Origin of the sequence: Aeromonas sp. FDAARGOS 1410 (genome assembly GCF_019048745.1) — a bacterium.
Classification (GTDB): domain Bacteria; phylum Pseudomonadota; class Gammaproteobacteria; order Enterobacterales; family Aeromonadaceae; genus Aeromonas; species Aeromonas jandaei.
This window is the reverse complement of sequence record NZ_CP077401.1, coordinates 1,819,816-1,837,660: the sequence shown is the minus strand read 5'-3', so window position 1 is coordinate 1,837,660 and position 17,845 is coordinate 1,819,816. Positions and strand designations below refer to the sequence as shown.

General features: G+C 59.8%; 19 protein-coding genes and 2 tRNA genes. 8 read left to right on the top strand and 13 right to left on the bottom strand.

Annotated features, from left to right (window positions below):
• Positions 1-683: 683 nt before the first annotated feature.
• A complete protein-coding gene (locus I6L40_RS08805) occupies positions 684-1,079 on the top strand; it encodes a hypothetical protein (RefSeq protein WP_254204089.1) in 396 nt (131 codons plus the stop codon).
• On the opposite strand, the gene I6L40_RS08800 is transcribed toward I6L40_RS08805, so the two are convergent.
• The 8 genes from I6L40_RS08800 to I6L40_RS08765 all read right to left on the bottom strand — a co-directional run bounded on the left by I6L40_RS08800 (position 1,066) and on the right by I6L40_RS08765 (position 8,154).
• Positions 1,066-1,608: a metal-dependent hydrolase gene (locus tag I6L40_RS08800; RefSeq protein ID WP_216995301.1), complete on the bottom strand. Its 543-nt coding sequence runs from the start codon at positions 1,606-1,608 to the stop codon at positions 1,066-1,068. The genes I6L40_RS08805 and I6L40_RS08800 overlap by 14 nt on opposite strands.
• A 190-nt stretch (positions 1,609-1,798) precedes the next feature.
• On the bottom strand, positions 1,799-3,010 hold the full coding sequence (locus I6L40_RS08795) for a NupC/NupG family nucleoside CNT transporter (RefSeq protein ID WP_071911985.1): 1,212 nt from the start codon (positions 3,008-3,010) through the stop codon (positions 1,799-1,801).
• 358 nt (positions 3,011-3,368) lie between these two features.
• Complete coding sequence (gene arsC, locus I6L40_RS08790) at positions 3,369-3,794, bottom strand: glutaredoxin-dependent arsenate reductase (protein WP_081043504.1); 426 nt, start codon at positions 3,792-3,794, stop codon at positions 3,369-3,371.
• 75 nt (positions 3,795-3,869) lie between these two features.
• A complete protein-coding gene (gene arsB, locus I6L40_RS08785; protein WP_216995300.1) occupies positions 3,870-4,934 on the bottom strand; it encodes an ACR3 family arsenite efflux transporter in 1,065 nt (354 codons plus the stop codon).
• Between the two features lie 91 nt (positions 4,935-5,025).
• The gene (gene arsA / locus I6L40_RS08780) at positions 5,026-6,789 is read right to left on the bottom strand and encodes an arsenical pump-driving ATPase (RefSeq protein ID WP_216995299.1); all 1,764 of its coding nucleotides are present in this window, start codon (positions 6,787-6,789) and stop codon (positions 5,026-5,028) included.
• A 27-nt stretch (positions 6,790-6,816) separates the two neighbouring features.
• Positions 6,817-7,185, bottom strand: a complete 369-nt coding sequence (gene arsD, locus I6L40_RS08775; protein WP_071911990.1) for an arsenite efflux transporter metallochaperone ArsD — start codon at positions 7,183-7,185, stop codon at positions 6,817-6,819.
• A 4-nt stretch (positions 7,186-7,189) separates the two neighbouring features.
• Positions 7,190-7,558: a helix-turn-helix transcriptional regulator gene (locus I6L40_RS08770; protein WP_071911992.1), complete on the bottom strand. Its 369-nt coding sequence runs from the start codon at positions 7,556-7,558 to the stop codon at positions 7,190-7,192.
• Positions 7,559-7,755: 197 nt separating this feature from the next.
• Entirely contained in the window at positions 7,756-8,154 is a 399-nt protein-coding gene (locus tag I6L40_RS08765) for an META domain-containing protein (protein WP_071911994.1), read from the bottom strand.
• Between the two features lie 157 nt (positions 8,155-8,311).
• On the opposite strand from I6L40_RS08765, the gene I6L40_RS08760 reads away from it, so the two are divergent.
• Positions 8,312-8,791 (top strand): hypothetical protein, encoded by a 480-nt coding sequence (locus I6L40_RS08760; RefSeq protein ID WP_071911996.1) that lies wholly within the window; start codon positions 8,312-8,314, stop codon positions 8,789-8,791.
• Between the two features lies 1 nt (position 8,792).
• On the opposite strand, the gene I6L40_RS08755 is transcribed toward I6L40_RS08760, so the two are convergent.
• Entirely contained in the window at positions 8,793-9,272 is a 480-nt protein-coding gene (locus I6L40_RS08755) for a putative 4-hydroxy-4-methyl-2-oxoglutarate aldolase (protein ID WP_071911998.1), read from the bottom strand.
• A 42-nt stretch (positions 9,273-9,314) separates the two neighbouring features.
• The gene (locus I6L40_RS08750; protein WP_083593455.1) at positions 9,315-9,722 is read right to left on the bottom strand and encodes a DUF3293 domain-containing protein; all 408 of its coding nucleotides are present in this window, start codon (positions 9,720-9,722) and stop codon (positions 9,315-9,317) included.
• 395 nt (positions 9,723-10,117) lie between these two features.
• On the opposite strand from I6L40_RS08750, the gene arcA reads away from it, so the two are divergent.
• Positions 10,118-10,837: a two-component system response regulator ArcA gene (gene arcA / locus I6L40_RS08745; RefSeq protein ID WP_005338193.1), complete on the top strand. Its 720-nt coding sequence runs from the start codon at positions 10,118-10,120 to the stop codon at positions 10,835-10,837.
• Positions 10,838-10,983: 146 nt separating this feature from the next.
• Here the strand turns inward: arcA and I6L40_RS08740 are convergent.
• Together I6L40_RS08740 and I6L40_RS08735 are read right to left on the bottom strand one after the other, a co-directional pair.
• Positions 10,984-11,058 (bottom strand) — tRNA-Gly (locus I6L40_RS08740).
• 15 nt (positions 11,059-11,073) lie between these two features.
• Positions 11,074-11,147 (bottom strand) — tRNA-Gly (locus I6L40_RS08735).
• Positions 11,148-11,348: 201 nt separating this feature from the next.
• On the opposite strand from I6L40_RS08735, the gene cydD reads away from it, so the two are divergent.
• From cydD to I6L40_RS08715, 4 genes are all read left to right on the top strand, one after another.
• On the top strand, positions 11,349-13,118 hold the full coding sequence (cydD, locus tag I6L40_RS08730) for a cysteine/glutathione ABC transporter permease/ATP-binding protein CydD (RefSeq protein WP_216995298.1): 1,770 nt from the start codon (positions 11,349-11,351) through the stop codon (positions 13,116-13,118).
• Positions 13,111-14,841 (top strand): cysteine/glutathione ABC transporter ATP-binding protein/permease CydC, encoded by a 1,731-nt coding sequence (cydC, locus tag I6L40_RS08725; RefSeq protein WP_216995297.1) that lies wholly within the window; start codon positions 13,111-13,113, stop codon positions 14,839-14,841. Before cydD ends, cydC begins: the two co-directional genes overlap by 8 nt.
• 162 nt (positions 14,842-15,003) lie before the next feature.
• On the top strand, positions 15,004-15,375 hold the full coding sequence (gene rcsF / locus I6L40_RS08720) for an Rcs stress response system protein RcsF (RefSeq protein WP_033113362.1): 372 nt from the start codon (positions 15,004-15,006) through the stop codon (positions 15,373-15,375).
• 6 nt (positions 15,376-15,381) lie between these two features.
• A complete protein-coding gene (locus I6L40_RS08715; RefSeq protein WP_043851406.1) occupies positions 15,382-15,768 on the top strand; it encodes a DUF488 domain-containing protein in 387 nt (128 codons plus the stop codon).
• A gap of 91 nt (positions 15,769-15,859) precedes the next feature.
• Here I6L40_RS08715 and I6L40_RS08710 read toward each other — a convergent pair whose 3' ends face one another.
• Positions 15,860-16,840 (bottom strand): NAD-dependent epimerase/dehydratase family protein, encoded by a 981-nt coding sequence (locus I6L40_RS08710; RefSeq protein WP_071912006.1) that lies wholly within the window; start codon positions 16,838-16,840, stop codon positions 15,860-15,862.
• 227 nt (positions 16,841-17,067) lie between these two features.
• On the opposite strand from I6L40_RS08710, the gene tsaA reads away from it, so the two are divergent.
• Positions 17,068-17,772 carry a tRNA (N6-threonylcarbamoyladenosine(37)-N6)-methyltransferase TrmO gene (gene tsaA, locus I6L40_RS08705; protein WP_043851404.1) on the top strand — a complete coding sequence of 235 codons (705 nt, stop codon included), beginning with the start codon at positions 17,068-17,070 and terminating at the stop codon, positions 17,770-17,772.
• The last annotated feature ends 73 nt before the right edge of the window (positions 17,773-17,845 follow it).

The following is a 17,845-nucleotide window of genomic DNA, read 5'->3' as shown; positions in this document are numbered from 1 at the left end:
AAAAGGCAGCTATTACATACGAGTATTGAAAACTTAACAATTGTTTCAAATCGTTCGCTGCGCTCACTCGGGATACCCCTTAAGCGAGCGTTAGGAGTTTCCATGCTGAAATTGCTTAGTAAATTATTCAATAAAAAGCTTGTTACATCGTCTGTACCCATAGACACGAACGTCTCTGACAATGAAATTTGGGAAGTATTCCCCCCCCCTCTGGTCAAGCAACATTGTCACACAAAAAGGAAAATTTAAGTAATTTTCTGAAATTCATTACTTCACACTTAAATAAAAGTGAGTCTCAACGCCTCACAAAAGCTGCAGTAAAAGCCTCAAATGAGTAGACACCCCATTTGATGCATTAACCGAAGTCATTTCTGGAAATGATGGTTAAAAAAGAGAGCAGTGGGTATTTATCCAAGTAGCTTGGAAAGCTGACGATGAAATTTATTGGCAGTCATCTTAAATATTGAGCCTCTATAGCGTAGAAGATAAATGGACATATACTGATACCTCTCAACATAGCGATGTGCCAAAAGTTCTTCAAAATTCATCCGAATGGCTAGATAACCATGGTTTTTCGCTCGTCCATTTAGAAACCGAGAGTGATCGGTATTGCTGTTTTATTGTGAAAGGCCCAGAATTAATAACGGTTAAAGATCTCGCATCTATTGCTGGATTGCAAATATATGACGCCGATGAGTTTGCAAGTAGAAATCCATCCAATAATTGAACTTTCATCAGCTGCTACTAATGGAATGACAGACATCAACCGCAAAACAAAAAAACTGGCCACACTCTGCTTTTCCCTGTATCTGATCAGACTCGGATTTCGCGCCTTTGGCTATGACCTGCTTTATCACAATCCGAATGATCCCTACGGTATATCGGATTTAATTGAAGTGACGTTAGCCCTCATATATCTGGTGAGTCTGGGTCTCTGCATACTGCATGCCCTGTGGGTATTACTCCAGAAGCGGGATCGAGGTGCCCTGGCAGCATCAGCCCTACTCGCTCTCTGTGCCATACAGTGGCACAGTTATGACTATCTTCATCACTTGGCCACCAGTCTCAGCATCCCCTAGGGCCCCAGCCCCACACCCGCCATCCCATCAACACCAGCATCAATACAACCCCCGGCAGCCAGACCCAGTAGAGCTCGGAGAGGATCACTGCTTCCCCTCGGGCGGTGAGATAGGCCTCCAGCTTGAAGGGGGCGACCCGGATCACCTGCCAGGGGGCAAAGAAACGCTCGTCACGCCACGGCCAGAGCCAGCCAACCCCCTTGCCGCCGGTGGTGAGGGAATCGAGCAGGCTGTGGGAGAGTAGCGACACCAGCAGAAACGACCAGACGGTGGCGGCGCTGGCCCGAAATTGGCGGTGAAACAGCATGGCCAGTGTGGGCAGGACAAAGGCGAACAGCAGTGAGTGGGTAAAGCCGCGGTGGCCAAAGACATGGCCGTAGGCGACCCCCAGTTTAAAGGCGAGCACATCGGCATCGGGCAGCATGGCGATGGCAACCCCAGCCAGCAGCAGGCGTGGCGGAATAAGCCTGCTGCCAAGCCCGAGCCCAAGGCAGAGAGGTACGGCAGCGTGGGTGACGATGGTCGGCATAGGATAAAGCTCCAACTGAAAACATTATCCTACCCTACCCCCACTCGGTGAAGTGAAGGTGAAGTGCACCACCACATCGATAGCGCCCTCTTGTCGCCATCAACCAGCCATAAAAAGACCCCCTCTTGCCAAGCGGCAAGAGGGGGTCTTTTGTTTGAACCGCCGGCTAACCGGCTATTGCCTCACGCTATCAAGCCAGCGAGACAAAGATCCCGGCCAGGGTGGCGCTCATCAGGTTGGCCAGGGTCGCCGCCAACACTGCCTTGAAGCCCATATTGGCCACATCGTGACGGCGTTCCGGCGCCATGGTGCCGATGGAGCCGAGCTGCACCGCAATAGAGCCCAAATTGGCGAAACCGCAGAGCGCGAAGGTTATGATGATCTGGGTGTGGGCGCTCAGATCCGCCTTGATATTGGCAAAATCCAGATAGGCGACGAACTCGTTCATGATCACCTTCTGACCAATCAGGGATCCTGCCGCCATCATCTCGCTGGCGGGCACACCAATCAGCCAGGCCACCGGAGCGAAGAGATAACCCAGCAACTGCTGCAGGGAGAGATCGGCCCAGCCGAACCACTCGCCAACCGTGGTGAGACCGGCGTTGATCATGGTGATAACGCTGACAAAGGCCAGCAGGATAGTGCCGATGGCCACAGCGATCTTCATGCCGCCCATGGCACCGCCCGCCAGTGCGTCGATGGCGTTGCTGTAGTCGCTCTTGTCGAGGGTGATCTCGGTCTGATCGCTCACCTGCTGCTGCTCCGGCACCAGCAGTTTGGCCATCAGCAGGCCACCCGGCGCAGCCATAAAGGAGGCGGCGATGAGGTATTTCAGATCCACACCCAGACCGGCGTAACCGCCCAGTACCGAGCCCGCTACCGAGGCCATGCCGCAGGTCATCACCGCGAAGAGTTCGGAGCGAGTCATACCAGCGAGGAAGGGACGAATAAGCAGCGGCGACTCCCCTTGCGACAGGAAGATATTGCCGGTGGCCACCAGTGACTCGGCGCGGCTGGTGCCGAGCAGACGATGAATGGCGCCGCCCAGTACCCGGATCACCCACTGCATGATGCCGAAGTGGTAGAGCACGGCGATCAGCGCGCTGATAAAGATCACCAGCGGCAGCACCCGCACGGCGAAGATAAAGCCGTTGCTGGCCAGATCGCCAAACACAAAACGGATGCCGCTGTCGGCAAAGCCGAGCAGGGCGGAGACGCCATTGCTCATGGCACCGAGCATGATTTGTCCGGGGGGGAAATAGAGCACCAGAGCAGCAAAACCGGTTTGCAGGGCGAGCGCCCCCAGCACGGTTCGCCAGCGGATGGCTCGGCGGTTTTCACTGGCCAGCCAGGCGATAAACATCAGGGCCAGCATACCGACCAGACTCAATAACAGTGTCATCTTGCACCTATGAAGAGAGGAGTTTCATATGGCAAGTCTGCAGACAGGCGTCGCGGGCGATCCGGCGGGAGAGGTGCCGACCCACGCGACACGCAGACCACAAACCTACAGGTTAGTGGCGGGTCCCATCCTGGGGTCATTCACGTTCCGGGTGACAGCATGTATCGGGTGACGCCAGCGCCATCGCAGGGGGAGATGCGGCTGGGTGGCAGGTCGGGCGGCGATGGTACAGTGATCCTCGTCACAGAAAAAGCGGTAAAACGATTGGCCGCAATAACTTTTTCAACTTGTTCACACAACGAAACAGGGCCAGCGTGAAGCTGGCCCTGTTTCAATCCGTACTTGAGTACTCAGATGATTACTTGAGGCGCTTGCCGCTCGCATCCACCACCTGCTCGCCATCTTCCTTGGCGAAGGCCCCTTTTTGCTGATCGGGCAATATATCGAGCACCACCTCGGATGGGCGGCACAGTTTGGTGCCGAGGGGGGTAACCACGATGGGACGGTTGATGAGGATGGGGTGGGCTAGCATGGCATCGATCAGTTCATCATCGCTGAAACGATCTTCCGCCAGACCGAGCGCCTCGTAGGGTGGCACGTTCTTGCGCAGCAGATCCCGCACCGGCATACCCATGGCAGCGATCAGCACCACCAGCTGGTCGCGGGAGGGTGGCGTCTCCAGATAGTGGATGACAGTGGGTTCCACGCCGCTGTTGCGGATCAGCTCCAGGGTGTTGCGGGAGGTACCACATTCCGGGTTGTGATAGATGGTGATTGCACTCATTTGCGTGTCTCTCATGAATCAAGTGAATAGAAAATGGATAGCATCAGTTCGCGGCCATTTGTTAACGGCCATCAGTTAGCGGCTCAGCCCCGCTTCGTACCAGGGTTTGCTGGCGTTGACGATGCGCACCACCAGCAGCATGACCGGCACCTCGATCAGCACCCCGACCACGGTGGCAAGCGCCGCGCCTGAGTGAAAGCCGAACAGGCTGATGGCGGCGGCCACCGCCAACTCGAAGAAGTTGGAGGCGCCGATCAGGGCGGAAGGACAGGCGACCGAGTGCTTCTCCCCCACCTTGCGATTGAGCCAGTAAGCCAGCCCGGAGTTGAACAGTACCTGGATCAGGATCGGCACCGCCAACAGGGCGATGACCAGCGGCTGCTCGATGATGGCGTTGCCCTGAAAGGCAAACAGCAGCACCAGAGTGAGCAGCAGGGCTGCCACCGACCAGGGCTGGATGCGGGTCATGACGCCGTCAAAATGTGCCTCTCCCTTTTTCAGCAAGGCCTTGCGCAGCAGCTGGGCAATGATGACCGGGATGACGATATAGAGCACCACAGAAGTGAGCAGGGTATCCCACGGCACTATGATGCTGGAGACCCCGAGCAGCAGCGCCACCAGCGGCGCGAAGGCAAACACCATGATGAGGTCGTTCACCGCCACCTGCGACAGGGTGAAGTAGGGATCGCCGTTGGTGAGGCGACTCCAGACAAACACCATGGCGGTGCAGGGGGCCGCCGCCAGCAGGATCAGCCCCGCCACATAGCTGTCGAGCTGATCCGCCGGCAGCCAGTCGGCAAACAGCACGCGGATAAAGAGCCAGCCAAGGAAGGCCATGGAGAAGGGTTTGACCAGCCAGTTGATAAAGAGGGTGACGCCAATCCCCTTGAGGTGACCCTTCACCTGATGCAGGGCACCAAAATCGATCTTGAGCAGCATGGGGATGATCATCACCCAGATAAGCAACCCCACCGGCAGGTTGACCTTGGCCACCTCCATGGCACCGATCGCCTTGAAGAGATCCGGCAACCCCTGCCCGAGGCCAATTCCCACCAGAATGCAGAGGGCGACCCAGGCGGTCAGATAACGTTCAAAAAAGCCGATGGCAGGCACGGCATTGGCGTTACAGTTTGCAGACATCACAGCTCCCGATACGGCGCAATCCCGCATCTTCTAAAGATTCAAAAAAGGTTCAATTCAAACCGCCCCGGCAGCAGGCCGGGACGGCAACTCAATGGTGCTGGCAGAGGCGACGCAGGGCATCGGGCCCCACCGGCTCTTCGGCCAAGAGCGGCACCACGGCGTAGCGGCTGGCGTGTTGCTGCTCGACCGCCTCGATATAGGGCAACTGGCGCTCAGCCCGCAGTTGCAGCAGCGGCGAGCTGACCGCGGCTTGCTGCAAGCTGTGGTTGATGAGCCAGCCCCAGGGCTCGATGCCGGCTCGGCGCAGGTCGGCCTGCAGATTGGCAGCCTCCTGCACCGGCGTCGGCTCGGGCAGGGTCACAATCAACACCTTGGTCTGCTTGGGATCCTGCAACTGCATCATGGGGGTGGTGAAGTGCAGCCCCTTGTTTCCCATCTGACGAGCGATCTCCCTGTGGTAGGCTCCGGTGGCGTCGAGCAGCAGCAGGGTGTGGCCGGTGGGGGCAGTATCCATCACCACGAAACGCTTGCCCGCCTCGCGAATAATGCGCGAGAAGGCCTGAAAAACGGCGATCTCCTCGGTACAGGGGGAGCGCAAGTCCTCCTCCAGCAGCGCCCGCCCCTGCTCGTCCAGCGCAGCCCCCTTGGTGGCCAGCACCTGGGCACGGTAACGCTCGGTCTCGGCGTGGGGGTCGATGCGGCTCACCTCCAGATGGGGCAAGCTACCGGCCAGGGTCTCGCTCAGGTGTGCGGCAGGATCCGAGGTGGTGAGGTGCACCGGCAAGCCGCGGCTGGCCAGCTCCACCGCCACGGCGGCCGCCAACGTGGTTTTGCCCACCCCGCCCTTGCCCATCAGCATGATGAGGCCGTGACCGTCGGCGGCCAGCTCGTCCACCAGCGAACTCAACTCGGGCTGGGCAGGCAGATGGGATGACGTTGTCAGTGATACCTGCGCACCAGCATCCTGTGGTTGCAGCAGCTGGCGCAAACTGTCGAGCCCCACCAGATTGGTGGCCAGCAGCGGGATATGATCCTGCGCCAGCCCCTTTATCCCCTGCGGCATCTGGGCGAGAGCCTGTTGCTCGCGCTGCCAGAGCGCTATTGCCAGCGGATCTCCGGCAATGGCGCCTTCGGGGAAGAGGCCATTGATCACCAACTGCTGATTCAACAAGCCGATGGCGGCCAGCTCCTCGTGGGTGCGGGCCACTTCCCGCAGAGTGGAGTGCTGGGCGCGTGCCACCAGCACCAAGCGGGTGCGGGCGGCATCGGCCAAGGCGGCAACCGCCTCGGCATACTGGCTGCGCTGTTTCTCCAGCCCCGCCAGCGGGCCGAGGCAGGAGGCATCCCCCTTGCCTTGCTCCAGAAATTCGCTCCAGGCTCCCGGCAGTTGCAGCAGCCGGATGGTGTGGCCGGTAGGGGCCGTATCAAAGACGATGTGGTCATACTCGGCCAGCAGCGTTTGGTCGGTCAGCAGCGCGGTGAATTCGTCAAAGGCGGCGATCTCGGTGGTACAGGCGCCGGAGAGCTGCTCCTCGATGCTGCGCACCACGCTCTCGGGCAACTTGCCGCGCACCGGCCCGACGATCCGCTCCCGATAGGCTTTGGCCGCCGCGGGGGGATCTATCTCCAGCGCCGACAAACCGGGCACCGCGGCGATGGCGGTGACGCGATTGCCGATCTCGGTGGCAAACACCTGCCCCACGTTGGAGGCAGGATCTGTGCTCACCAGCAGCACCCGCTTGCCGGCGTCACAGAGAGCCATCGCACTGGCGCAGGCCAGCGAGGTCTTGCCCACCCCGCCTTTGCCGGTGAAGAAGAGAAACGGCGGTGGATTGGTCAGAAAGTGGTACATAGTCTCTCCCGAGTGGTACGTCGCGACTCAGCAGCAACCGCTGCCAGAGCAGCAGCCACCCTTGACGATCCCCTTGATGGCCGCTTGCGGCGCAGGCAGCCCGGCATAACGGGCCAGCTCGCTGCGACTCGGATAACGACCGGTCAACACCACCAGCCCTTCCACCAGCACCAGCGGCAACCCCTCCTCCCCGGCGTGGGTCAGAAAAGCGCTGACGGCAGGTGTCTCGGCAAACTGCATCGGCTGCTGTGCCAGATTGAAACGCTCGATGGCTACCCCCTGCGCCTTGGCCCAGGCAAGGTCGGCTGCGAAGGTGACCAGTGCCTGATCAACCTCGGTACCGCAGACACCGCTGGAGCAGCAGAGGGCGGGATCAAAAATCTGAATGGCAGACATGGCATTACTCCTTGGTGCAGCAGGGCTGCGCAGGCAGAACATGGGGGGAGCAGGCTGACTCGGCACGCATCACGCCGCACGCCTCGGGATGACCGGCGCAGCACTCCTCGGTGAGGTAGGCGATCACATCAAGCATCAGGGGAATATTGGCGCGGTAGCGCAGAAAGCGCCCCTCCTGCTCCACTGACAACAGACCGGCATTGAGCATCGCCTTCAGGTGAAACGAGAGGGTATTGGGGGCAATATCGAGCTCGCTGGCTAGTTCACCCGCGACCCGCCCCTCCAGTCCGGCCTTCACCAGCAGCCGCCACACATCGAGCCGGATACCGGATGCCAGCGATTCAAAGACCTTGGTGGCCGTCTCTTTGTTCATAGTTGCCTCTCGTTGGATGCTCTTTTATTTCAACTATACAAGAATTATTGAAATGATCAATTTGCAGACTCTCATTTCGCCATCATCAGAAGTAAGAGCAAAAGTATCGGAAGGAAAAGCAGGAAGGGGATTGCATCGGATGAAACAGAGACGCCCTCCGGCAGGGAGGGCGCCAGCCAAGGGTCTGCAACAGACTCTTACTTGGTCACGGGAATGGCGTTGAAGGTGAGCAGGGCCGCCTTGTTGGCATCGCTCAGGGTCAGCTGGTTGCCGTTGATGGTGTAGGTGGCCACCTTCTCCAGCTTTTGCAGGAACTCGGTCTCTTTGTTCATGGCATCGCCGATGCACATCATGCGAGTGGAGCCCATGGCTCCCAGCGTCAAGACACCGTCACCCTGCTTGGTGATACCGCCAAAATAGCGGTTGCAGCCGCCTTTGCCCGCCACCTTGCCGTCGACAACTTGCAGGGTAAAGGTATCGCCGGTGGCACCTTGCAGTTGCCAGCCGGATGCCTGCAGTTGAGTCATGGTAGAACCGGTCGCCATGGCGCAGCCTCCCAGTGCCAGCGCGGCCAGCAGAGTCAGTTTCTTGTTCATGGATTCACCTCTTAATGATTGGACTCATCAATATGGCAGCCTGTTTAACATGCTCAGCGCCTCAGCCAAAGCGATTTATTGTGATCAGAGTTCACTTAACTCCGCTCTGGCATGTGCCATGCTTAAGCTCAGTTCCGGACCCAGGGAGGGGAAAAGAATGACCAAGGCGCTTCTCATCACACTGCTCGCATCCTGCACCAGCGTGGCCGCTCAGGCTGCCGACTGGGATCTCTTCAAGCAGCCAGCCGATCCCTCACTCTATGTCAAAAGTTACTCCGGGGTACTGCTCAACAGTCAGAGCCATCACAGCGACAGTTTTGATCTCTGGCTGGTCAACAGCGGCTATCAATATCCGGTGATGGATGATGTCAGCCTCTTTATGGAAGCGGGGCCGGCTGTTGCGGATCAGAACCGCCAATCAGGTTTCAATATGAGCTCGGGGGTACGCTATCAGCTCTCCCCCGCCTTCAATGTCGGCAGCCAGATCCGCCATCTGGAGCTCAATCAGGGCCGCACCCTGCTGGAGCTCAACTCTAGCCTGCTGCTGACGCCCAGACTCTCCCTTACTGCCAATTACGGCGTCAGCACCTTTAAAGCCGATCAGGCGCTGAGCCTGGGTGTTGGTTTCAACTTCTGAATCAGATCAGCGGCGTGGCACTCACCACCACGCCGTTGCGATCCGCGTAGATGTAATCCCCTTCATGAATGGTCACGCCGGCAAAGTTCACTACAGCGCCAAGCTCGCCCTGCCCCCGCTTCTCCGTCTTGACCGGGCAGGCCGCCAGCGCCTTGACCCCGAGCGCCAGCGTGGCCAAAGTGCCCACATCCCGCGCCGCGCCGTGGATCAGGATCCCCTCCCACCCCTGCTCCACCGCCTTGATGGCCAGTTGATCACCAAGCAGTGCCCGGCGCAGTGAACCACCACCGTCGATCACCATCACCTTGCCCTGGCCGGGTCGAGTGACCAGCTCCCGCACCAGACTGTTGTCCTCGTAGCAGGAGAGGGTCACGGCGCGACCGTAGAAGATGGCCTTGCCACCGAAATCGTGAAAACAGGGTTCAGCCACTTGCAGCATATCGCCGTGCTGATCGCAGAGGTCAGGCAGAAGATCCAGCATGATTTGATTCCTTTCAGATGCATGAAGATGTTCATTCTTTCATCAACAATTGGCTCTGACAATCCAGAAAGCAGCGATATCTCCCAGACAAACTGCTGATTTATCGCTTAATACCGGCACCAGCCAGAGTTGTCCCTTTTCGATCCAGTAGATGGCGTTCTGGCCAAAGCGGGCAGCCAGTGCGCAAGCCTCTGGCAGGGGCAGCGCCACAGCGAGCGAGGACTCGCGCCAGCTTTCGTCCGGTGCGGCTCCCCATACAGGGCCAGCCATATTGACGCCCGGCATGGACTCCAGATGACGCCAAAGTGCCAGCTCGCGACGCCGGTTGCGACGATCTCCGACCCATTGGCTGGCAGGATTCCAGGCTGTAACGATGGCAAATTCAGGCCAGGAAGGCATTCCAAATGGCGCTAAAAAGCAAATTTTCTTGTAGTTTTCCCACAAAATCATGTCAATCACATGTTACATTCCATTACATTTTATAGGGGCGAAAACCCGGTTAAGGCCAAGTATGATGCTGTTGTGCCACGGTTTGACCTATATCAAAACAGAGTTAAAAAGTTGCTATCTGACGGCAAAGGGTGTTGTTATGCTCCTGTTAACTGATAAAATGCGGCAACTTCGTAATGGATGACCTTTCCAGGCTTTGCTCGAGTAGTCTTCTCGGGAACCTATAAGTGGCACAGGGATATTTGCCGATACTGATGCCAAATTCACACTATGCCGACCTGACCTTCATACCCAGGATGACGTAATTAATTTTCAGGATCAGTCAGGAAATCGGCTTGAAACGCCAAGAAGTGTTAAATTTAAGATAATTAACTGATAAGAATCTGGGAATACTCATGCAAACACCACACATTCTGATCGTCGAAGACGAACTGGTCACTCGTAATACCCTGAAAAGCATTTTCGAGGCAGAAGGCTACATCGTACTCGAGGCCAACAACGGCGACGAGATGCATCAGGCCCTCACCTCTCACACCATCAATCTGGTGATCATGGACATCAACCTGCCGGGTAAAAACGGCCTGTTGCTGGCCCGCGAGCTGCGCGAGAACGACAACATTGCCCTGATGTTCCTGACCGGTCGCGACAACGAAGTGGACAAGATCCTGGGTCTGGAGATCGGCGCCGATGATTACATCACCAAGCCGTTCAACCCCCGTGAACTGACCATCCGTGCCCGCAACCTGCTGAGCCGCACCATGAATGTGGCTGCCGGTGGCGAAGAGAAGAAGCTGGTCGAACGTTACCTGTTCAACGGCTGGGCGCTGGATATCAACAGCCGCGCACTGGTCAGCCCCACCGGCGACATGTTCAAGCTGCCGCGCTCCGAGTTCCGTGCCATGCTGCACTTCTGCGAAAACCCGGGCCAGATCCAGACCCGTGCCGAACTGCTGAAGAAGATGACCGGCCGCGAGCTCAAGCCCCACGACCGTACCGTCGATGTGACCATCCGTCGTATCCGCAAGCACTTCGAAAGCGTCAACGATACCCCGGAGATCATCGCCACCATCCACGGCGAAGGTTACCGTTTCTGCGGCGAGCTGGAGCAGGAGTAATTCCGCACCGCTTACCCATCCGAAGAGGCGCCTGTGGCGCCTTTTCTTTTTTCCGGATTCCGGTGCGCCATGAAGAGTGGCAAAGAGAAGCAAATTGCGGACAAACAAAAAGCCCACTCGCAGGAGTGGGCTTTTTGCTTTGAAGCTGGAGCGGGCAGCGGGAATCGAACCCGCATCATCAGCTTGGAAGGCTGAGGTAATAGCCATTATACGATGCCCGCCTGGCATCTGAAATTTGGAGCGGGTGATGGGAATCGAACCCACGTATGCAGCTTGGGAAGCTACCGTTCTACCATTGAACTACACCCGCGTCAGGGCTCCTACTATATGCATTTTGCCGGTGAGCGCAATGCCGTCCTTGCCACTTTTTTCAATAAATCAATCTGTTCGGACAAGGATTGAACAGTCGGTTGCTTTTTCAAGCAAACATTTTCAACACAGATAATTTACAAGGTTGCCAAGGCCAAACGGCGAGGATAGTCTTGCGCCACTCGACGCGAGGATGGTGGTAATGGATAAAAAAACGCAAAAACGTCTCTATGGCTGGTTGCGCAAGCAATCGAGTCACGGTCGCAGCTGGATCACGATATCCATCGCTTTTGGCCTGGGCCAAGGCATTCTGATGGTGGCGCAAGCCTGGCTGCTGGCGACCCTGTTGCACGGCTTCATCATCGAAGGCTCGACCCCTGAACAATCCATCACGCTCTTTATTACCCTGCTGCTGGTGACACTTGGCAAAGCGGCGCTGGCCTATGGCCGCGAAGTGGCCAGCTTCAAGGCCGGCAGCGCGGTGCGCCAGACCATCCGCCAGCTGGTGCTCACTCGCTTAAGCCGTCTCGGCCCTGCCTATATCCAGCGTCGCCCGGCCGGCAGCTGGGCCAGCCTGCTGCTGGAACAGATTGAAAACATGCAGGATTTCTTCTCCCGCTATCTGCCACAAATGGCCATCGCGGTCTTTATTCCGGTAGTCATTCTGGTGGCCGTATTCCCGGTCAACTGGGCGGCGGGCCTGATCCTGCTGGGCACAGCACCGCTTATCCCCATCTTTATGATCCTGGTCGGTGTCGGCGCCGCCGATGCCAACCGCCGCAACTTTCAGGCGCTGGCTCGTCTCTCCGGCCACTTTCTCGATCGCCTGAAGGGGCTGCGAACCCTGCAACTCTTTATGCGTACCCAGGCTGAAGGCGATGCCATTCGCGACGCCTCGGAAGATTTTCGCGAGCGCACCATGGAAGTGCTGCGCCTAGCGTTTTTAAGCACCGCCGTACTGGAGTTCTTCGCCGCCATCTCGGTCGCGCTGGTCGCCGTTTACTTCGGCTTCTCCTATATCGATCACCTCGATTTTGGCCACTATGGCAGCAAAGTTACTCTCTTTACCGGTCTGTTCGTGCTCTTCCTCGCCCCCGAGTTCTACGCGCCTCTACGCGAACTGGGCGCCCACTACCATGCCAAGGCACAGGCCATCGGCGCGGCCGAACAGCTGCTCGAATTCCTCGAAGCCGAGGTGAGCGAGCCAGCCGCAGGCAACGCTCCTTTCCACGCCGACAGCCCCATCAAGGTTGAAGCCAAAGGTCTTGAAGTACTGAGCGCCGAGGGCAAGGTGCTGGTCGGCCCCATCGACTTCACCCTTGCAGCCGGTTCACGCACCGCCCTGGTCGGCATCAGTGGCGCCGGCAAAAGCTCGCTGGTCAACGCCCTGCTCGGCTTTGCCCCCTATCGCGGCGAGCTCAAGGTAAATGGTCAGGAGCTGGCCACCCTCGACATGAGTCAGTGGCGTCTGCAACTGGGCTGGCTCTCGCAAAACCCGCAACTGTTCCACGCCTCTCTTCGCGACAACCTGCTGCTAGCCAAGCCAACAGCCAGCGATGCCGAGCTGGAGGAGGCTCTGAAACGGGCGCAGGCATGGGAGTTTGCCATGGAGAAGGGGTTTGACTATCCGGTTGGCGATCAGGCAGGCGGCCTCTCGGTCGGTCAGGCCCAGCGCCTCGCACTGGCGCGTACCCTGCTCAAGTCAACTCAGCTGATGGTGCTGGACGAGCCGACGGCCAGTCTGGATCGCCACTCGGAGCGGGCCATCATGGCCACCCTTGAAGAGGCGATGGCCAACCAGACCCTGCTGATGATCACCCACCGCCTCGACCAGCTCGGCCAGATGGATCAGATCCTGGTGCTGGAGCGCGGTCAGCTGGTGGAACAGGGCAACTTCCAGCAACTTTGTCAGGCAGAGGGGCCATTCGCCCGGCTGCTCTCCCAACGTTCCGAGGGCACTCTCGATGACTGATCTCTTGCCGTTTCTGCGCCTCTACCGTCAGCACTGGCTCAGCCTCTCCCTCGGCCTGCTGCTGGCACTGGTCACCCTGATTGCCGGGATGGGGCTGCTCTCCCTCTCCGGCTGGTTCCTCTCTGCCGCCGCCGTTGCCGGGATGGCTGTCGCCAGTCGCGACAGCTTCAACTACATGACGCCGGCTGGCGGGGTGCGCTTCTTCTCCATCATCCGCACCGCCGGTCGCTGGGGTGAGCGGGTAGTGAGCCACGATGCCACCTTCCGGGTACTGACCCGGCTGCGGGTCTGGTTCTGGCAAAAGCTCTCGCCACTCTCCACCGGTACGCTGGCAGGCTTTCGTCAGGCGGATCTGCTCAACCGGCTGGTGGCCGACATCGACGCCATGGACCATGTCTACCTGCGCCTGCTCACTCCCATCGGTGCCGCACTGCTGGGCACGGGCGCCATGGTGCTGTTCCTCTCCCTGTTCGACAGCCGCCTCGCCCTGACCCTTGGCGCCATTCTGCTGTTTGGCATGATCGCCCTGCCGCTGGTGTTCTACTTCCTCGGCCGTCGCCCCGGTCAGGCTCTGATCGCCGAAAAGGCCAGCCTGCGCACCCGCATGGTGGACTATCTGGATGGTCAGGCCGAGTTGCAGATGTTTGCCGCAGCCCCCAAGGCGCTGGGTGAACTGCAACAGGCCGAGCAGGCACTGCTCACTGCCCAGGCCCGCATGGCCAAAGTGAGCGGGCTGGCCAACTTCTCGGTGCAACTGCTGAGCGGCTGGACCCTGACCCTGATGCTCTGGATGGCAGGCCACGGGGTTGCAGGGGCTGCGCCCGATCCCGTTACTGCCCTGATGGTATTTGCCACGCTGGCCAGCTTCGAAGCGCTGATGCCGCTGGCAGGCTCCTTCCAGCACCTCTCCACCAGCCTCACCTCGGCACGCCGCCTGAACGAGATCCTGCAGGAAGCCAAAGCCCCCGAGTGGGGCAGCGAGCAGGCTCACGCCAGCCAAGGTTCGCTGCAGATCAATGACCTCTACTTCGGTTATCCCGGCAATCCGCAGCCGGTGCTGCGCGGCTGCACCCTGCAACTGCATGCTGGCGAGAAGCTGGCGCTGCTGGGCCAGACCGGCTGTGGCAAATCGACCCTGATGGGGCTGCTGACCCGTGAGTGGAGCCCGCAGGCGGGCAAAATCCTGCTCGATGGCAAACCGCTGACCGACTACAGCGAAGGGGCGCTGCGCGCCTCCATCTCGGTGGTGAGCCAACGGGTACACCTGTTTGCCGATACCCTGCGCGGCAACCTCAAGCTGGCTGCACCGACCGCCACTGACGAGCAGCTGGTCGAGGTACTGACCCGGGTTGGCCTTGCTACCCTGCTGGAAGATGAGGCGGGTCTGGATGCCTGGCTCGGCGACGGTGGCCGCCCGCTCTCCGGTGGCGAACGCCGCCGTATCGGTATCGCCCGCGCCCTGCTGCACGATGCGCCGCTCTGGCTGCTCGATGAACCGACCGAGGGGCTCGACAGCCAGACCGAACGGGAGATCATGGCGCTGCTGTTCACCCTGGGAGCCGACCGCTCCATGCTGCTCATCTCCCACCGTCTGCTGGGGCTGGAGCAAATGGATCGCATCGCCCTGATGGAAGAGGGGCAGATCCGCCTCTGCGCCCCCCATCACGAATTGCTGGCAGATGAGTACTATCGCAGCCTGCATCAGCGGCTGGCACCGGTCTGATGTCCACCTGATGGCGGTCACACCCTGACATTCGGGGTCAAAACGGGGCTGGCCGCCACAGGCGACTGGCCCCTATAATGGCCCCTCATTATTCAACAAGATGCCGACATGGAGCGCCTGCGCCTTTCTACTGTCCTCATCACCGACACAAGATACGAGATGATGAAACGCCTGATCCTGATGATGCCCCTGATTGCCTCCGGCTGTGCCAACTACGCCTTCAACAGCAATCTGGATAAAGAGAACTTCGACGACTACTTCAAACCGGGTAGCGTGCGGATTTACGAGCAAGCTCAGCTGGCCGATCTCAACTACCTCTACCTCGGCACCGTCGAGGGGGAATCGTGCCAGGCCGATGCCAAGCAGCCGGTGCCCAACGCCGGTGAAGCGCGCACCCTGGCTCGCCGCCGCGCTGCCGACATGGGCGGCAACGGCGTCACCTTCGACAAGTGCAGCGAATTCAGCGATACCCCCGGCTGCCTGAAGCAGGTGATCTGCTACGGTCAGGCGCTGAAAGTGGCTGAAGAGAAGTAACGAACCATGGCGCTCGCCATCGTCCGTCTCGGCTCACCCCGCCTCCCCGACGAAGGACTTCGGATCGGCACGGTACGTCGCCCGCCCCGCGGCGTGCCAAAAACCGAGTTTGCCAGCCAGAACTGGTATGACGTCTGGTTCCCCAACCTGGCCCCCAGCAGCGAAACCATGAAGCTGGGGCAGGCCGCGGAGACCCCGGCCCAGTGGGCTGCCTTTGGCAAGGCGTACAAGGCGGAGCTGGCGACCCCGGCAGCCAAACACGATCTGGCACTGCTGGCCGCCCTCTCCCACACCACCAACCTGTCGGTGGGTTGCTACTGCGAGCAGGAGTCCCGCTGCCACCGTGCCATTTTGCGGGAGTTGCTGGCGGCTGCAGGTGCGGACATCCGCTAACACTCACGTGCTATGTCAGTAAAAACAGGAGGGCATCATTACGATGCCCTCCTGTTTTCAGGTATTGCATGGCGCGCCAGTTCGTTATGCGCTATCGCACCTGCTGGCGCAGCAGCATCTCTTGCTCAACGGTCATCCCTTCGGCCACCGCCGCATCCGGCGTCCGTGCCAGCCACTCGGCCAGATCGGCGGCCGTCTCCTCTAGCGGCCGGAAGTTGAGACCATGCACAATGGCCGCCTCGGCGCTGATCCGGCCATAACCGGCATACTCCGGCAACATATTGGGCAGCAGGGTCGGATAGCTCAGCCAAGGCTCGACACCGGCCGCAAGCAGTGCCTGCCAAGGCGCCCAATCAGCCTCTATGGGGGTGGCAACTCCCACTCTCGCCGCCAACCGTTCGACCCAATCTGCCAGCGCAATGCCCGGCTTGACCAGATTGAAAACTCCCGTCAACTGCTGCTCGGCGGCCCGCAGCACAAACTCGGCGCAGTCGCGCACATCCAGATACTGCAGTCGATCCTGCCCCTCCCCCGGCAGCAGCCAGCGCCCGCCCTGCTGCACCCGCTTCACCCACCAGGTCATACGGCCGGTGTGATCATGGGGGCCGCACAATACGCCCGGGCGCAGGATGCAGAGCCGCTCGCCCCAGCGGGCGCGATACACCTCTTCGCACAACACCTTGAGCGGGCCATACTCCTCGGGCTGCTCGCCCGCACCGATGACATGCAGTGGCGCCGATTCATCCATTCCGGGTTGGGCAAAGTCGCGATAGACGCTGATGGTGGAGATAAAGATGAGCCGCTCGCAGCGCCCGAGCAGGGCCGCCGACAGGCTCGCCGCCTGCTCTGGCCGATAGCAGCAGGTATCGATGACCAGATCCCACTGCAGCCCCTCTCCCTGCAGCGCACCCAGATCGCCATTGCGATCGCCGATGAGCAGTACCAGCTCCCGCCAGTCGGGATGCTGGTGATGGCCGCGATTGAACAGGGTCACCTCATGGCCCCAGTCAAGCGCCAGCGCAGTCAGGTGGCGCCCCAAAAATCCGGTGCCACCGATAATCAGCAGTTTCATCCCTCTCCCTCCCCATCCGGCTTACTGTTGCGGTCTTCGCACCGTGGCGAGCCAGCACCGCTCCTCCTGTTTGTCCCACCCTACGCAACTTGGCGCCAAGGCACAGCCCTCGGTATACCGGGATGGGACGGGGATCACGGCAGCCGACGGCGAGGGCGCCGCACGGGGAAGCCTGCGTTTTGGGGCCGCATGTGCTAAATTGCCAGGGTTTTCAGCCAGGATCCGCCATGAAGTTCGAAATCGACACCCTCGGAATTATCCGCTCTCCCTACAAGGAGAAGTTCGCCATTCCGCGCCAGCCCGGCCTGGTCAAATCGGCCCGTGCCCGCCTCGAGCTGCGCCCTCCCTACGATCAGCCGGACGTGCTGCGCGGCATCGAGCAGTTCTCCCATCTGTGGCTCAGCTTCGTCTTTCACCAGACCATGGAGCAGGGGTGGAATCCGACGGTGCGCCCGCCGCGCCTGGGCGGCAACGAGCGGGTCGGGGTCTTTGCTACCCGCTCCACCTTTCGCCCCAATCCGCTCGGCCTCTCGGTGGTCGAGTTGCACGGGGTGGGTCGCGAGCGCGGCAAACTCTGGCTGGAGCTGGGGGCCGTCGACCTGCTCGATGGCACTCCCATCGTCGATATCAAACCCTATATTCCCTATGCCGACAGCCTGCCGGAGGCCCGTGGCGGCTTTGCCCCCGATGCCCCGACCCCGCCGCTGGCGGTGAGCTTCAGCCCGGACGCCGAGTTGCAGCTGCAAACGTGGAGCCAGCGCTACCCCGAGCTGCGCCAGCTGGTGAGCGAAGTGCTGGCACAGGATCCACGCCCTGCCTACAAGAAGGGCAAGCCGGACGAGAAGGAGTACGGCGTGCGGCTGTTCAACTGCAATGTGCGTTTCCGGATCAGCGAGCCCGCCTGTCTGGTCATTGCCATCGAACCGGCCTGACCATCAGGGTCAGGCCAATCTTTTCACGGGCGCTTCACACTGCTCACGGTTTAATTAACCTGTAAATTGTGTG

Coding starts and splice junctions, on each gene's coding strand:
- I6L40_RS08800 (WP_216995301.1), bottom strand. CDS start 1,608: ATGCCGACCATCGTCACCCACGCTGCCGTACCTCTCTGCCTTGGGCTC.
- arsA (WP_216995299.1), bottom strand. CDS start 6,789: ATGTACCACTTTCTGACCAATCCACCGCCGTTTCTCTTCTTCACCGGC.
- arcA (WP_005338193.1), top strand. CDS start 10,118: ATGCAAACACCACACATTCTGATCGTCGAAGACGAACTGGTCACTCGT.
- I6L40_RS08805 (WP_254204089.1), top strand. CDS start 684: ATGACGCCGATGAGTTTGCAAGTAGAAATCCATCCAATAATTGAACTT.
- I6L40_RS08760 (WP_071911996.1), top strand. CDS start 8,312: ATGACCAAGGCGCTTCTCATCACACTGCTCGCATCCTGCACCAGCGTG.
- I6L40_RS08710 (WP_071912006.1), bottom strand. CDS start 16,840: ATGAAACTGCTGATTATCGGTGGCACCGGATTTTTGGGGCGCCACCTG.
- I6L40_RS08795 (WP_071911985.1), bottom strand. CDS start 3,010: ATGACACTGTTATTGAGTCTGGTCGGTATGCTGGCCCTGATGTTTATC.
- rcsF (WP_033113362.1), top strand. CDS start 15,004: ATGAAACGCCTGATCCTGATGATGCCCCTGATTGCCTCCGGCTGTGCC.
- cydD (WP_216995298.1), top strand. CDS start 11,349: ATGGATAAAAAAACGCAAAAACGTCTCTATGGCTGGTTGCGCAAGCAA.
- tsaA (WP_043851404.1), top strand. CDS start 17,068: ATGAAGTTCGAAATCGACACCCTCGGAATTATCCGCTCTCCCTACAAG.
- I6L40_RS08770 (WP_071911992.1), bottom strand. CDS start 7,558: ATGAACAAAGAGACGGCCACCAAGGTCTTTGAATCGCTGGCATCCGGT.
- I6L40_RS08750 (WP_083593455.1), bottom strand. CDS start 9,722: ATGATTTTGTGGGAAAACTACAAGAAAATTTGCTTTTTAGCGCCATTT.
- I6L40_RS08755 (WP_071911998.1), bottom strand. CDS start 9,272: ATGCTGGATCTTCTGCCTGACCTCTGCGATCAGCACGGCGATATGCTG.
- cydC (WP_216995297.1), top strand. CDS start 13,111: ATGACTGATCTCTTGCCGTTTCTGCGCCTCTACCGTCAGCACTGGCTC.
- arsB (WP_216995300.1), bottom strand. CDS start 4,934: ATGTCTGCAAACTGTAACGCCAATGCCGTGCCTGCCATCGGCTTTTTT.
- arsD (WP_071911990.1), bottom strand. CDS start 7,185: ATGTCTGCCATTCAGATTTTTGATCCCGCCCTCTGCTGCTCCAGCGGT.
- I6L40_RS08715 (WP_043851406.1), top strand. CDS start 15,382: ATGGCGCTCGCCATCGTCCGTCTCGGCTCACCCCGCCTCCCCGACGAA.
- I6L40_RS08765 (WP_071911994.1), bottom strand. CDS start 8,154: ATGAACAAGAAACTGACTCTGCTGGCCGCGCTGGCACTGGGAGGCTGC.
- arsC (WP_081043504.1), bottom strand. CDS start 3,794: ATGAGTGCAATCACCATCTATCACAACCCGGAATGTGGTACCTCCCGC.